Here is a 14,572-nt window from a genome sequence, read left to right as displayed (position 1 = left end):
GCCGAGGCGAGGAGCGAGAGTGACCCAGACGATGAGGCCGACGACGGATGGGGCCGAGGGCGCCACGACGCTGGAGGCGGCCAGCCTCGTCGACGAGCTGCGCAGCGTCTTCGCCGCCGGCGTGACCAAGCCCCTGGCCTGGCGAACTGCTCAGCTGACTGGGCTGCGGAGGATGCTGACGGAGCAGGAGACCGCACTGGCCGACGCGCTCGCGACCGACCTGGGCAAGCACGGCACGGAGTCGTGGATCACCGAGCTCGGCTTCACGTCGAACGAGATCACCCACATCCTGCGCAACCTCAAGTCGTGGCTCCGCCCCCGCGCCACCTCGATTCCGTTGTGGATGCGGCCCGCGCGGGCCAAGGTCGTCCGCGAGCCGCTCGGTGTCGTGCTGGTCATCAGCCCGTGGAACTACCCGGTCCAGCTCTCGCTCGCGCCCCTCGCCGGCGCGCTCGCTGCCGGCAACGCCGTGGTCCTCAAGCCGAGCGAGCTCGCACCGGCGACCTCGGCCGTGCTGGCCCGCCTGCTGCCGCAGTACCTGGATGCCTCCGCTGTCCGCGTCGTCGAGGGGGGCGTCCCCGAGACGACGGAGCTGCTGGCCGAGCGCTGGGACCACATCTTCTTCACCGGCAACGGTGCCGTCGGCCGGGTCGTCCTCGAGGCGGCGGCCCGCCACCTGACCCCGGTGACACTGGAGCTCGGCGGCAAGTCACCGGCGTTCGTCGACGAGGGTGCGGACTTGGAGACGGCGGCCCGCCGTATCGTCTGGGGGAAGTTCACCAACGCCGGGCAGACCTGCGTGGCGCCGGACTTCGTCATCGCCACCCGGCCCGTGCTGGACGCCCTGAGGCCCCTGATCGACCGGGCGATCCGCGACTTCTACGGCGAGGACGCTTCCCGGTCGGAGGGATACGGTCGGATCGTCAACGCTCGACACTTCGGCCGTCTCGCCGCGCTCATCACCGAGGGGCACGTCGTTCGCGGGGGCGCCGTCGATGCCGACAACCGGTACATCGAGCCGACCGTCCTCGACGGCGTCGACGGTGACCACCTTTCCATGCAGGAGGAGATCTTCGGCCCGATCCTCCCCCTGGTCGAGGTGGGCGGCGTCGACGAGGCGGTCCAGTTCGTCACGGCACGAGACAAGCCGCTGGCGCTCTACGTCTTCACGAGCAACGGCGAGACGAAGCGCCGCTTCATCCGGGACACGTCGTCGGGCGGCCTGATCTTCAACGCGCCCCTGGTGCACATGGGCGCTCCGAGGCTGCCGTTCGGTGGGGTCGGCGAGAGCGGCATGGGCAAGTACCACGGCGAGGAGTCCGTGGCCATCTTCAGCCATGCCAAGGCCGTCGTCGACGTGCCCGCCAAGCCGGACCTGCTCGCCGCGATCTACCCGCCGTTCTCGTCCGTCCAGGACCGGCTCGTGCGGCGGTTCATCGCGCGGCCGCGTCCCTGAGAGGGGCCTGCCGCCGGCTGCCGCACTGACCTGCCGGACGGGTCAGTGCGTGAGCGACGCGGCACCCGCGGGTGCTCGACGGGGCCAGAGCTCAGGCGGCGGGCTCGGTGACGAAGTCGATGAGCTCCTCGACGCTGGCCAGCAGGGTCGGCTCGAGGTCCGCATAGGTGCGCACGGTGCCGAGGATCCGCTTCCACGCGTGCGCGATGTCGGTCTGGGTCTCGTGGGGCCAGCCGAGGGCCGCGCAGATCCCGTGCTTCCAGGACGTGCCGCGGGGGATGACCGGCCAGCGGTCCCAGCCCAGGCGTGCCGGGCGGACCGACTGCCAGACGTCGACGTAGGGATGGCCGAGCACCTTGACGTGCTGCGCCAGGCCGGGCAGGGCGCGGGCCTGCTCGACGATCCGGGCCTCCTTCGTGCCGGGCACGAGGTGGTCGACGAGGACGCCCAGTCGGCGGCCCGGCCCGGGCTGGAAGTCGGCGATGATGGCGGCCAGGTCGTCGACTCCGTCCATCATCTCGACGACCACACCCTCGATGCGCAGGTCGTCGCCCCACACCTTCTCGACGAGCTCGGCGTCGTGTCGCCCCTCGACGTAGATCCGGGAACCACGTGCCACCCGGGCCACCGCGTCGTGGACCGCCACGGACCCGCTCGCCGTGCGGGCCGACGCCTGGCGCGCCTCAGCCAGCGCAGCGGCGGCGGCGGCCACCGGCTTGGTCAGCGTGACGGGGCGGCCGTCGACGAGGAACCCGGGACCCAGGGGGAAGGCCTTCACGCGCCCGCGCCGGTCCTCGAGGTGCACCACGTGCATCCCCCCGGCCTTCTCGACGCGGACCACGGCCCCGACCCAACCGGTCTCGACCTCCTCGACCACGGTTCCGGTCTCGGCGGGGAGGTCGACCGAACGCCCCCTTCGGGGTGCGCGCCAGTCACCGGAGAGGACGTCGGAGCCGTAACGATCGTGGGGGGACACGATCATGGAGCGTATGCCGCTGGGCTCGCTCCCGGACGGAGCGCCACGCGGGAGCCGGCTGGGCACCGTCTCCTCCGCCGTTCGCGGCGGTGGAGGCGACGACGTAGACTTGGCACTCGTCCGACGAGAGTGCCAGAGGAGGTGGGCGATGAGCGAGGACCGCAAGCTCATGGTGCTGCGGGCCATCGTGCAGGACTACGTCCAGACCTCCGAGCCCGTCGGCAGCAAGGCCCTCGTCGACCGGCACCACCTCGGGGTGAGCGCCGCGACGGTCCGCAACGACATGGCCCAGCTCGAGGAGGAGGGCCTGATCCATGCACCGCACACGTCCGCGGGTCGGGTGCCGACCGATGCGGGCTACCGGGTCTTCGTCGACCGGCTCAGCCAGCTCAAGCCGCTCAGCGCCGGTGAGCGGCGAGCGATCAGCCAGTTCCTCCAGGGCGCCGTCGACCTCGACGACGTCGTGGACCGGACCGTTCGGCTGCTCGCCGGCCTGACGCGGCAGGTCGCCGTCATGCAGTACCCGTCGTTGACTCGCTCGACGGTGCGCCACATCGAGCTGGTGCCCGTCGGGGCCGCGCACCTCATGGTCATCCTCATCGTCAACACGGGCCGCGTGGAGCAGCGCGTCGTCGAGACCCGCAGCCTGCCGGCCGGGACCGACGGTGAGGAGCTGGTCGCCCGGGTGCGCGCGTCACTGAACGAGGTGTCGGCGGGGGTTCCCTTCACCGCCGCCGCGACCGAGCTGCGCCGCCTCGTCGAGCAGGCGCCGGGGGAGGAACGGCCCGTCGTCGAGGCGATCGTGTCCGCCCTGTCCGACGCCCTCGTCGAGGAGCGCGAGGAACGAGTCGTGCTCGCCGGGCAGGCCAACCTGGCTCGGTCCGGGGGTGACTTCGCGACGTCGGTGGCACCCATCCTCGAGGCGCTCGAGGAACACGTCGTCCTGCTCCGCCTTCTCGGCCAGCTCGGTGAGGATCCCGATGCGATCTCGGTCCGGATCGGCTCGGAGAATCCCGTGTCCGGGCTCCAGACCACCTCGCTCGTCTCGGTGGGGTACGGCAGTGGCTTGGAGCGAGTCGCCAGTCTGGGCGTGCTCGGGCCCACCCGGATGGACTACCCGACGACGATGGCCTCGGTCCGCGCCGTCGCCCGCTACGTGTCCCAGATCCTCGACGAGAACAACAACGGCTGACCAGACGTTGCACCCAGCAACCCCGACCTGACACCAGACGAAGATGACAGGAACCACCCGCTTGAACGACTACTACGCCGTCCTCGGTGTCTCCCGTGACGCAAGTCAGGAGGAGATCAAGAAGGCCTACCGTCGACTCGCCCGCAAGCTGCACCCGGACGTCAACCCGGGGCCCGAGGCCGAGGAGGAGTTCAAGCGCGTCTCGCAGGCCTACGACGTCCTCTCCGACCCGCACAAGCGCCGGTCCTTCGACCTGGGCGCCGACCCGTTCGCCACGGCGGGCGGCGGCTTCGGCGCCGGTCCCGGCTTCTCGTTCAGCGACGTTATGGACGCGTTCTTCGGTGCCGGTGCGACCGCAGGCACCCGAGGCCCTCGTCCGCGTGTCCAGCGCGGTCAGGACGCGCTGCTGCGGCTCGACATCGACCTCGCCAAGGCGGTGTTCGGCTCCGAGGAGGAGCTCAACCTCGACACCGCGGTCGGGTGCTCCCGATGCGGTGGGGACGGGGCAGAGCCGGGCACCGGCCGCCAGACCTGCCCGATCTGCCAGGGCCGCGGCGAGGTCCAGCAGGTCCAGCGCAGCTTCCTCGGCCAGGTCATGACGTCCCGGCCGTGCGTCAACTGCCAGGGCTACGGCTCGACGCTGACCGACCCGTGCCACGACTGCTCCGGCGACGGCCGGGTCCGCACGCGGCGCACGCTCAAGCTGAAGATCCCCGCCGGCGTCGACACGGGCACCCGGATCCAGCTGACCGGCGAGGGCGAGGTCGGGCCCGGCAACGGACCCAAGGGCGATCTCTACGTCGAGATCCGCGTCGCCAACCACGAGACCTACACCCGCCGGGGGGACGACCTCCACTGCACGATCGAGCTGCCGATGGCGGCCGCGGCCCTCGGCACGACGCTGAAGCTCTCGACCTTCGACGGGATGCAGGACCTCGAGGTCAAGCCCGGCACGCAGAGCGGCGACGTCTTCACGCTCCGCGGACTCGGCGTCACGCACCTGCGGCACGGCGGTCGGGGCGACCTGCTCGTCCACGCGACCGTCGTCACGCCGACCCGGCTCACCGACGAGCAGGAGGACCTGCTCCGGCAGTTCGCTGCCCTCCGGGGTGAGGAGCGGCCCGAGGGGCGGCTCACCCCCAACAAGGGGCTCTTCGGCAAGATCCGGGACGCCTTCAAGGAGAAGTGAGCACCGGGTGACCCACCAGCTCTTCCTCGGCTCGGCCGCCGAGCTCGCCGGAGCCCGCCCCGGCTCCGTCATCGTCCTCGACGGGGACGAGGGCCGGCACGCCGCCACCGTGGTTCGGCTGCGGCCGGGGGAGCGCTACTACGTCGCGGACGGCGTCGGGCGACGGGCGCTCGCCGAAGCGGAGACCGTCGACCGGACGTCGGTGCGCGGCCGTGTCCTCGAGGTCGTCGACGAGGCGGAGCCGGCGACCCGCTTCGTCCTCGTCCAGGCGCTCGCCAAGGGCGACCGGGACGAGCAGGCGATCGAGGCCGCCACCGAGCTGGGCGTCGACGAGGTCGTGCCCTGGGCCGCCGAGCGCTCGATCGTCGTCTGGCGGGGCGAGCGCGCTGCCAAGTCGCTGGCCAAGTGGATGACCGTCGTGACACGTGCCGCGAAGCAGTCCCGCCGGGCCCGGATTCCGCTGACCTCCTCCCCGGTGGACCTGGCCGCGCTCATCGACCGGGTCCGCGGCGCGGCTCTCACGCTCGTGCTGCACGAGGAGGCGACCGAGCCACTGGCGGCGGTGGCCGTGGCCGAGTCCGGAGACGTGCTCGTCGTCGTCGGCCCCGAGGGGGGGATCTCCGGGCGCGAGCTCGAGGCCCTCGTCGCCGCGGGAGCCCGGCCCGTTCGGCTCGGGCCGACGACCCTCCGCTCGTCCACAGCCGGCCCCGCCGCGCTGGCCGTCCTCAACGCGGCCTCGCGCTGGCGCTGACCCCCGGCTGGCCCGCTCGCGCTCACCCCGGGTCCCCTCCGCAACACACCCGCTTACCGACTGCGGGCGTCGCCTCCAGACGGCACCCGCATTCGGTAAGCGGGTGTGTTGCTGGGGGGTGAGGGCGTCGGAGGGTCGGAGGGTCGGAGGGTCGGAGGGTCGGAGGGTCGGAGGGTCGGAGGGTCGGAGGGTCGGAGGGTCGGAGGGTCGGAGGGAGGCGGGGTGGGTTGGGCGTCAGCGGACGGTGAAGGACTTCGTGTCGACCTGTGCTCCGCCGCCCTCGGCTCCGCCCGACGGGTCGTCCGTCGACAGGGTGATGACGTAGTCGCCGGGAGGCAGGGTCCGCTGGAACTCGAACTCCCCGAAGCCCCCCGTGCCCGTGCCCGTGCCGCCCATGGCGTTGCCCTCGGCGACCACGGCACCAGCCCGCGTCGTGACCTGCCAGAGGAAGTTCGCCTCGAAGGACGTGCCGTAGCCCGTGAAGGTCACCCGGCCGCTTCCGACCTCCTCGCCTTCCGTCGGCGCCAGGACCCAGACGTGGGACTGGACGTCGACCTGCGCTGCTCGCGCCATCGGCCGGCCGACCCGAACGACACCCCAGAGGTCAGCGGGCTGGCCCTCGACGAGGACGGTCACGGTGGAGACAGGAGTCCTCGCGATGGAGGCCGCGGCCGTCGCCGTGTAGACGAGCTGCTGAACGGCACGCTCCGCGACCTGGCTGCTGACCGTGGTCGCCGAGACCGTGTCACCGTCCAGGTCGACGACGAGCGCCGACCCTTCCAGGTCGACGGTGATCCTGGACGAGGGTGCCCACGGCGTGAAGTAGTCCGGGTCGAGCGGCTGCTCACGGGTCATCGCGTAGAGCGCGGAGAGGATCGGACCCCCCTCGTCCGGCACGGTGCGGAACTCCCGGAACAACCGGGGCGCCCCGCCGGTCTCGCCGATCCAGTAGACCGGGACCCCCGTGATCGTCCCCGAGGGTGCAGTCGACGACGCACCCGTCGCCGGTGCGGTGGCCGCGCTCGTGGACGCGCCGGTTCCGGAGCCGGCCGAAGGAGCGGGCGTCGAAGGTCGGGGCGAGCCCTGGGTCGCGACGGTCGTCCCGGCCGGCCCGGGCACGAGGACGGTGGGCCGTCCCACGAGCCAGAAGGTCCCCCCTGCGACGAGGGCGACCGCTGCGGCCGCCGCGAGGACGAGCCATCGCCGAGGAGTGCCCGAGCCGGTCACGGGGGCAGCGTGGGCCTCAGCGAGGATCGCGGACAGCCGCTCGCCGGGCCGGATCGACTCCGCGTCCTCGACCAGGACGGCTCGCAGGTGCGTCTCGACCTCGTGCAGACCGGAGCCGATCTCGACGGTCGGGTCGTCGGGACGAAGGGGCGGGCGGTTGTCGTCGGGGTTCATCACTGCTCCACATCGGGGACATCGAGGCCCGTGCTCGGGCTGGCGGGGGACAGGTCGGCCCGCAGTCGGGCCAGGCCGCGGTGCGCGTGGGCCTTGACCGATCCGGCCGAGATGCCGAGGGCCTCGGCGATCTGCGCCTCGGACTGGTCGAGGTAGTACCGCAGCACGAGCACCTCGCGCTGGCGGTGCGGGAGGGCGCGGAGGGCGCGGACCATGGAAGCGCGCTCGGCGGCATACAGCACCTGTGTCTCGGCGCTGTCGAGGCTGCCGCGCCCCGGAACGTCGGCGGCGCCGGCCTCGCGCGTGTTCTGCCGGTCGACGACGACCTGGTGGCGATGGGCGGAGCGGCAGGCGTTGACGACGCAGGTCTGGAGGTAGCCGACGGCGCGACCGGCCTCGCGGATCGAGGACCAGCTGCGATGCGTCGCGACGAACGCGTCCTGCACCGCGTCCTCGGCCGCGAGCTGGTCGTGCAGGAGCAGCCAGGCCAACCGGACGAGGCGGTGCCAGTGCGCGGCGTAGAGCTCGGCGATGGCCCGGTCCGGGTCCGCAGGAAGCTCACCTGCCCCGGACGTGGCATCCTCCCGGCTCCCCGCCATGGTCCACGTTCTCACGACGGAAGGACGCGCACGTGCACGTTTCGGTTGACCTGCCTAGGGTGTCGACATGACCGCCACTCCACAGCAGGACGACTGCCTCTTCTGCAAGATCATCAACGGAGAGATCCCCGCGGAGCGGGTCGCCGAGAGCGACCGGGCCATCGCCTTCCGCGACATCAACCCGGCGGCACCGGTCCACGTCCTCGTCGTGCCCCGCCGGCACGAGCCCAACATCGGCGCCCTCGCTGCAACCGCGCCGGACGACCTGGCCGCGCTCTTCGCGCTCGTCACGGAGGTCGCCGAGAAGGAAGGTGTCGCCGAGCACCACCGCATCGTCTTCAACACCGGCACCGAGGCGGGACAGACCATCTTCCACGCCCACGGGCACGTGCTCGGCGGCACGACCTTCACCGAGCGCTGACATGGCCGACGAGAGCAGCTCGGCGAAGGTCGCGAGCGAGGAGGCCTCCATCACCCCGGGCCCGGGGGTGGGCGAGGAGGAGCCGCACGAGAAGAGCACGGGCAAGGAGGACCGGAAGGAGCAGACGCCCCCGGCACCCGAGCCGAAGGACGACCTCGTCACGACGCACCACGTCCTGCGCGTCGGGCGGCGGCGGCTCAAGTACACCGCCACGGCGGGGCGCGTCGTGCTGCGCGAGGAGGACCACGAGGACGGCACGTTCAAGGGCAACAAGGCGCGCGGCGTGATCTCGATGACCAGCTATGTGCTCGACGACGCCGACCCGCGGACGCGGCCGGTCGTCTTCGCCTTCAACGGCGGCCCGGGCAGCTCGAGCGTCTGGCTGCACCTCGGCCTGCTCGGCCCACGGCGGGTCGTCATGGGCGACGTCGGCGCCCTCGAGCCGCCGCCCTACGGGCTCGTCGACAACGCCGAGTCCCTCCTCGCGGTCGCCGACCTCGTCTTCGTCGACCCGATGTCGACGGGGTGGTCGCGGGCCGTCGAGGGCGGCAAGCCGGGTGACTACCACGGCTTCCAGCGCGACGTCGAGCACGTCGGCGAGCTGATCCGGCTGTGGACCTCCCGCAACCGCCGGTGGATGTCCCCGAAGTTCGTCGCGGGCGAGTCCTACGGCACCCTGCGCGGCGCGGCTCTCACCGCTCACCTCCAGGACCGCTACGGGATGTACCTCAACGGGCTCATTCTCATCAGCAGCGTCCTCGACCTGTCCTCGATCGACTTCGAGAAGCAGCGCAACGACCGCGCGCACGCGCTCTACCTGCCGACGTACGCCGCGATCGCCCACTACCACGGCAAGCACGGGCGTCGCTCGCTCCGGTCCGTGGTGGAGGAGGCGGAGTCGTATGCCGCTCGCGACCTTCCGTGGGTCCTGTCCCGCGGTGCCCGGCTGAGTCCGCAGGAGCGGTCGGCCGCCGTCGCCACCCTGGCCCGGCTCTCGGGTCTCTCGGAGGACTACGTCGACCGGTGCGACCTGCGCATCGAGCACTGGCGCTACTTCACCGAGCTGCTCCGCGACCAGCGGCTCTCCGTGGGCCGGCTGGACGGGCGGTTCACCGGGCCCGCGGCGAGCGCCATCGCCGAGGGCATGGACGCGGACCCGTCGTACGACGCGATCATGGGTCCGTACGCCGCCGCGTGGAACCACTACGTCCGCGACGAGCTGGAGTACGACTCCGACCTGCACTACGAGCAGATCACCACGCGGGTGCAGCCGTGGTCGTACAAGGACTTCGAGGGTCGTCCCGTCGACGTGTCGGACCGCCTCGAGCGAGCGATGCGCCAGAACCCGCACCTGCGCGTCCACGTCGCCTACGGTTACTACGACGGCGCCACGCCGCACTTCGCGGCCGAGGACGTTCTGGCCCGGCTGCACCTGCCCGCATCGCTTCGGACCAACATCGAGCATGCGTACTACGAGGCCGGGCACATGATGTACGTCCACGAGCCGTCGCGGGTCCAGCAGAGTCGTGACCTCGCCGATTTCGTGGTGAGGTCGTCCGCTCGCTCCACGTAGACTCGGACCCACGATGAGTGACGACGACGACGACCCGTTCGATGCCGACCCTGCCATCACGGCCGACTCCCCGGAGGCGCACCGCCTGACCCGGGAGATCCCACCCCCGACGGAGATGGTGTCCCTGCTCGGCCCGCGCGACGAGCTGCTGCGGACCATGGAGCGCCAGTTCCCGCTCGTCGACACGCACGTGCGCGGCAACGAGATGAGCTTCAGCGGGCCCGCCGGGGAGCTCGACATCATCGACCGCCTCCTCGACGAGCTGCTCGTCATCGTCGAGGCCGGTCAGCCGCTCAACCGCGACTCGGTCGAGCGCTCGATCTCGATGCTGCGCGACCAGACGATGGAGCGGCCCGCCGACGTCCTGACGATGAACATCGTCAGCCACCGGGGGCGGACCGTCCGGCCGAAGACGCTCAACCAGAAGCGTTACGTCGACGCGATCGACGAGCACACGATCGTCTTCGGCATCGGCCCCGCAGGCACGGGCAAGACCTACCTCGCCATGGCCAAGGCCGTCGCGGCACTGCAGGCCAAGCAGGTCGACCGGATCATCCTCACGCGGCCGGCCGTCGAGGCGGGGGAGCGGCTCGGGTTCCTGCCCGGCACCCTCAACGAGAAGATCGACCCCTACCTGCGCCCGCTCTACGACGCGCTGCACGACATGCTCGCCCCCGAGACGATCCCCAAGCTGATGGCGGCGGGAACGATCGAGGTCGCCCCCCTGGCGTACATGCGCGGTAGGACGCTGAACTCCGCTTTCATCATTCTCGACGAGGCGCAGAACACCTCGATGGAGCAGATGAAGATGTTCCTCACCCGGCTCGGATTCGGCTCGAAGATGGTCGTGACCGGTGACGTCACCCAGGTGGACCTGCCCGGCGGGACGAGGTCCGGTCTTCGCGTGGTACGGGACATCCTCGGCGACATCGACGACATCCACTTCGCCGAGCTGACCTCCCAGGACGTGGTGCGGCACCGGCTGGTCAGCGCGATCGTCGACGCGTACGAGATCGACGAGGCCCGGTCGCGCAGACGCGAGGCACGGGCTGCCAAGGACGGTGGGGCACAGCGAGCCCTGCCACGCAAGCGAGCCCAGCGGCATACGGAATCACCTGCGACACAAGAGGACCGAGCATGAGTATCGACGTCCTCAACGAGACCGACGAGCGCGTCGACGAGCTCGAGCTGCTCGCCTGCGCCCGCTACTGCATGGAGCAGATGCGCGTGCACCCGCAGGCCGACCTGTGCATCAAGCTCGTCGACGAGCCAGCCATGAGCGTCCTCCACGAGCAGTGGATGGACCTGCCCGGCCCGACCGACGTGATGAGCTTCCCGATGGACGAGCTGCGACCCGGCAGGGAGGGCCAGGAGCCCGAGGAAGGAACCCTCGGCGACATCGTGCTGTGCCCGTCGGTCGCGACCCGTCAGGCCGCGGAGGCGGGGCACGCGCCGATGGAGGAGATGCTGCTGCTCACGACCCACGGGATCCTGCACCTGCTCGGCTACGACCACGCGGAGCCGGACGAGGAGCGCGAGATGTTCGAGCTGCAGCGGCAGCTGCTCCTCACCTTCCTCGCCACGCGCAACCGACCCGTCGACTGAGGCCGATCGATGTTCCCCCAGCTGGTCATCCCGGCCCTCATCAGCATCGGCATCGCGTTCCTGCTCTCCGCCGCCGAGGCAGCCATCTTCCGCATGTCGCGGGTCCGCGCGCTCGAGCTGTTCGAAGAGGGTCGCTCCGGGGCCAAGTCGCTCGTCACGGTCGTCGCCGAGTCGCCGCCGTACGTCTCGGTCATCGCGTTCCTCCGCGTCGTCGCCGAGGCGACCACGGCGGTTCTCGTCACGCTCGCCGTGGCCCGGGCCGTCGACTCGACGGTGCAGGCCCTGCTCCTGTCGATCACGATCATGGCAGTCGTCTCCTTCGTCGTCGTCGGCGTGTCGCCGCGCACCCTCGGGCGCCAGAACTTCGAGGCCGTCGCGCTGTGGAGTGCGCCCTTCGCCGTCGGCCTGCACCGCATCCTCGGCCCGCTGGCCAAGCTCCTCGTCATCCTCGGCAACGCCGTGACCCCGGGCAAGGGCTACCGCGACGGGCCGTTCCAGACCGAGTCCGAGCTGCGGGACCTGCTCGACATGGCCGGGGAGTCGGATGTCATCGAGGCCGACGAGCGGGAGATGATCCACTCCGTCTTCGAGCTCGGGGACACCGTCGCTCGCGCCGTCATGGTGCCGCGGACCGACATGGTGGTCATCGAGCACGACAAGACGCTGCGCAGCGCGATGTCGCTCTTCCTGCGCTCGGGCTTCTCCCGCATCCCCGTCGTCGGCGAGGACACCGACGACATCCTCGGGCTGCTCTACTTCAAGGACGTCGCGCGGCGGCTCAACGCCGCACCCGAGGACGCGAGGCTCCCGGCCACCGAGGTGATGCGCCCGATGCACTTCGTGCCGGAGAGCAAGCCGGTCGACGACCTGCTCCGCGAGATGCAGCGCGACCAGACGCACTTCGCCATCGTCGTCGACGAGTACGGCGGCACGGCGGGCCTCATCACCATCGAGGACATCATCGAGGAGATCGTCGGCGAGATCGCCGACGAGCACGACCGGGAGGCGCCCGGCATCGAGGAGCTCGAGGACGGGACGCTGCGAGTCCCTGCCTCGATGGACATCGACGACCTGGCCGAGCTCTTCGACGTGACGATCGACGAGGACGACGTCGACACCGTGGGCGGCCTGCTGACCAAGGTGATCGGTCGGGTGCCCATCGTCGGCTCGTCCGGCACCGTCGCGGGGCTGACCCTCACCGCCGAGCGGATGGCCGGCCGCCGACACCGGGTCGCCTCGGTCATCGTCCACCGGCTGGGCCCGGACCAGCCCGAGGCCCCGGCCCACGAGACGGAGGAAGCCCATGGGCACGCAGCGCACTGACCGACCGGGGGACGAGCGGGCGGAGCCGCGCGGGCCGGGGAGCGGCTACCGGGCCGGCTTCGCCTGCCTCGTCGGGCGTCCCAACGCCGGCAAGTCGACCTTGACCAACGCCCTCGTCGGGCAGAAGGTGGCGATCACGAGCTCGAAGCCCCAGACGACCCGCCACACGATCCGCGGCGTCGCCACGACGTCGACGGCGCAGCTGATCCTCGTCGACACGCCGGGCCTGCACAAGCCGCGCACGCTGCTCGGCGAGCGGCTCAACGACCTCGTCCGCGAGACGCTCCTCGAGGTGGACGTCGTCGGCTTCTGCCTGCCGGCCGACCAGCGGATCGGGCCGGGTGACGCGTTCATCGCCAGGGAGCTCGAGGAGCTGCGCTCGGTGCGCCGTCGGCCGGTCGTGGCCATCGCCACCAAGGCGGACACGGTGGACCGGGAGCGTCTGGCCGAGCACCTCATCACCATCGACCGGCTCGGCGACTGGGAGGCGATCATCCCATGCTCGGCCGTGTCGGGCGACCAGGTGGAGGAGGTGCGAGACGTCCTCGCGTCCTACCTGCCGGAGTCGCCGCAGCTCTACCCGGACGGGGTGCTGACGGACGAGCCGGAGGCGATCATGATCGCCGAGCTGGTCCGCGAGGCAGCCCTCGAAGGGGTCCGGGACGAGCTGCCGCACTCGCTGGCCGTCGTCGTCGAGGAGATGGTGCCGCGGGAGGGCCGTCCGGCCGACAACCCGCTGCTCGACGTCCGCGTCAACGTCTTCGTCGAGCGGCCGAGCCAGAAGGCGATCGTCATCGGCCGCGGCGGGTCACGTCTGCGCGAGGTCGGGACGAACGCCCGCAAGGCGATCGAGGCACTGCTTGGCCAACGGGTCTACCTCGACCTGCACGTCAAGGTGGCCAAGGACTGGCAGCGTGACCCCAAGCAGCTCCAACGGCTGGGTTTCTGAGCCTGGCGCGCCAACTTGTGCCGTATGCCGCTGGGCCCGGTCGCGCGACCGGGCCCAGCAGGCGCGTGGCCGGGTTCGTCAGGACCGGGAAAGGAATTGAGATGACCCGCAAGGCTCCCTGGCTGAACCGCTGATCGAGTTTGCCTTCCAGGGCACCGCGCGCCCGGCACGAGCCGCGGGGCGGAGCTGCTCAGGGATGCGGCGCGGCCGCCGTTGCGGTAGCTGCACGACGACGACGCCCACGAGGATCACCATGCCTCCGACCACCTGCACCGGCGTCATGGTCTCGCCGTAGACCAGGGCCACCGCGGCCGCCGCGACGAGCGGCTCGACGCTCGAGATGATGCCGCCGGTGGACGCGCCGACGCGGGTGATGCCGCGCTGGTGGAGGAGCATGGCGAGGACGGTGCCGACGAGCACGTACGTGAGCACCCAGCCGAGCACCACGGGGTCGGCCTCGAGGCCGAACGGCTGGCCCGTGACCATCGTGAAGAGGGCGACCGAGCCGAGCGCGGAGGTGGCGACGACGGCCATGAGGAGCGACACATCCGCCTCGACCGGAAGGGAGGAGGCGACGATCGTGTAGACCGCGTAGGTCACGCCGGCCGTCAGGGCGAGACTGATCCCGACGCCGGACACGGAGGTGAAGCCGCCCAGGCCGAGGAGCAGGAGCATGCCGGCACCGGAGCAGGCAAGGGCCACGATCCGCCGCCGCGTCGGTGGCTCGCGCCGGGTGAGGAACCCGATCAGGGCAATGATCGCTGGATAGGTGTAGACGAGCAGGGCAGCGAGGCCGGCATCCATCACGGCGACGGCCCCGAAGTACGTCAGGGCCTGGACCGCATACCCGATCGCGCCGAGACCGATGCACGTCAGGACCGTGCGGCGGCTGACCCGGGCCGGGCGGCGTACCGCGACCAGTGCCCAGAAGATCACCGCACCGATGGCGAAGCGCCACAGGGTGAGGGTCGCGACCGCGACGTCCATGGCGTAGGCGCCCTTGGCGAAGACCACGGACAGGGCGTAGCAGCAGGCGGCACCCATCACGAGGAGGGCACCGCGCAGGTCGACCCGAGAGGACCGGGTGGCCGAGGCTGCGGATGGCGTCACACGGGAAACGGTAGGCGTCGGACTGCC

General features: G+C 71.2%; 14 protein-coding genes. 10 read left to right on the top strand and 4 right to left on the bottom strand.

The genetic code is table 11. The features are described 5' to 3' along the window. The first annotated feature begins 31 nt into the window (after positions 1-31). Positions 32-1,456 (top strand): aldehyde dehydrogenase family protein, encoded by a 1,425-nt coding sequence (locus INTCA_RS10885; protein WP_052338116.1) that lies wholly within the window; start codon positions 32-34, stop codon positions 1,454-1,456. Positions 1,457-1,547: 91 nt separating this feature from the next. On the opposite strand, the gene INTCA_RS10880 is transcribed toward INTCA_RS10885, so the two are convergent. Beyond that, complete coding sequence (locus tag INTCA_RS10880; RefSeq protein WP_013492970.1) at positions 1,548-2,438, bottom strand: DUF3097 domain-containing protein; 891 nt, start codon at positions 2,436-2,438, stop codon at positions 1,548-1,550. A 142-nt stretch (positions 2,439-2,580) separates the two neighbouring features. Between INTCA_RS10880 and hrcA the strand changes: the two genes are divergently transcribed. The 3 genes from hrcA (at position 2,581) to INTCA_RS10865 (ending at position 5,564) form a co-directional block, all read left to right on the top strand. After that, complete coding sequence (gene hrcA / locus INTCA_RS10875) at positions 2,581-3,624, top strand: heat-inducible transcriptional repressor HrcA (protein WP_013492969.1); 1,044 nt, start codon at positions 2,581-2,583, stop codon at positions 3,622-3,624. Positions 3,625-3,685: 61 nt separating this feature from the next. Next, positions 3,686-4,813 carry a molecular chaperone DnaJ gene (dnaJ, locus tag INTCA_RS10870; protein WP_013492968.1) on the top strand — a complete coding sequence of 376 codons (1,128 nt, stop codon included), beginning with the start codon at positions 3,686-3,688 and terminating at the stop codon, positions 4,811-4,813. 7 nt (positions 4,814-4,820) lie between these two features. Further along, a complete protein-coding gene (locus INTCA_RS10865; RefSeq protein ID WP_013492967.1) occupies positions 4,821-5,564 on the top strand; it encodes a 16S rRNA (uracil(1498)-N(3))-methyltransferase in 744 nt (247 codons plus the stop codon). A gap of 234 nt (positions 5,565-5,798) precedes the next feature. Here the strand turns inward: INTCA_RS10865 and INTCA_RS18730 are convergent, their stop codons facing one another. Next, positions 5,799-6,965 (bottom strand): Gmad2 immunoglobulin-like domain-containing protein, encoded by a 1,167-nt coding sequence (locus tag INTCA_RS18730; RefSeq protein WP_013492966.1) that lies wholly within the window; start codon positions 6,963-6,965, stop codon positions 5,799-5,801. Then, positions 6,965-7,564, bottom strand: coding sequence for a SigE family RNA polymerase sigma factor (locus INTCA_RS10855; RefSeq protein WP_013492965.1), 600 nt, complete (start codon positions 7,562-7,564; stop codon positions 6,965-6,967). The genes INTCA_RS18730 and INTCA_RS10855 overlap by 1 nt, the downstream gene beginning before the upstream one ends. Positions 7,565-7,631: 67 nt before the next feature. On the opposite strand from INTCA_RS10855, the gene INTCA_RS19550 reads away from it, so the two are divergent. Genes INTCA_RS19550 through era form a run of 6 tightly spaced genes read left to right on the top strand, consistent with a single transcriptional unit; the run spans position 7,632 to position 13,435 of the window. After that, a complete protein-coding gene (locus tag INTCA_RS19550; protein WP_013492964.1) occupies positions 7,632-7,985 on the top strand; it encodes a histidine triad nucleotide-binding protein in 354 nt (117 codons plus the stop codon). Position 7,986: 1 nt separating this feature from the next. Continuing rightward, positions 7,987-9,558, top strand: a complete 1,572-nt coding sequence (locus INTCA_RS10845) for a S10 family peptidase (protein ID WP_013492963.1) — start codon at positions 7,987-7,989, stop codon at positions 9,556-9,558. A 13-nt stretch (positions 9,559-9,571) separates the two neighbouring features. Beyond that, positions 9,572-10,699 carry a PhoH family protein gene (locus INTCA_RS10840; RefSeq protein ID WP_013492962.1) on the top strand — a complete coding sequence of 376 codons (1,128 nt, stop codon included), beginning with the start codon at positions 9,572-9,574 and terminating at the stop codon, positions 10,697-10,699. Further along, entirely contained in the window at positions 10,696-11,163 is a 468-nt protein-coding gene (ybeY, locus tag INTCA_RS10835; protein WP_013492961.1) for an rRNA maturation RNase YbeY, read from the top strand. The genes INTCA_RS10840 and ybeY overlap by 4 nt, the downstream gene beginning before the upstream one ends. 9 nt (positions 11,164-11,172) lie before the next feature. Further along, on the top strand, positions 11,173-12,486 hold the full coding sequence (locus tag INTCA_RS10830; RefSeq protein WP_013492960.1) for a hemolysin family protein: 1,314 nt from the start codon (positions 11,173-11,175) through the stop codon (positions 12,484-12,486). Continuing rightward, on the top strand, positions 12,467-13,435 hold the full coding sequence (era, locus tag INTCA_RS10825) for a GTPase Era (RefSeq protein WP_013492959.1): 969 nt from the start codon (positions 12,467-12,469) through the stop codon (positions 13,433-13,435). The genes INTCA_RS10830 and era overlap by 20 nt, the downstream gene beginning before the upstream one ends. Before the next feature lie 78 nt (positions 13,436-13,513). Here the strand turns inward: era and INTCA_RS10820 are convergent, their stop codons facing one another. Continuing rightward, a complete protein-coding gene (locus INTCA_RS10820) occupies positions 13,514-14,545 on the bottom strand; it encodes a DMT family transporter (RefSeq protein ID WP_013492958.1) in 1,032 nt (343 codons plus the stop codon). Positions 14,546-14,572: the final 27 nt, after the last annotated feature.

It is taken from the genome of Intrasporangium calvum DSM 43043, from assembly GCF_000184685.1.
In the GTDB taxonomy this organism is placed as follows: domain Bacteria; phylum Actinomycetota; class Actinomycetes; order Actinomycetales; family Dermatophilaceae; genus Intrasporangium; species Intrasporangium calvum.
Note: the sequence above shows the minus strand (reverse complement) of the source record. Positions and strands in the feature narration are given on the sequence as shown.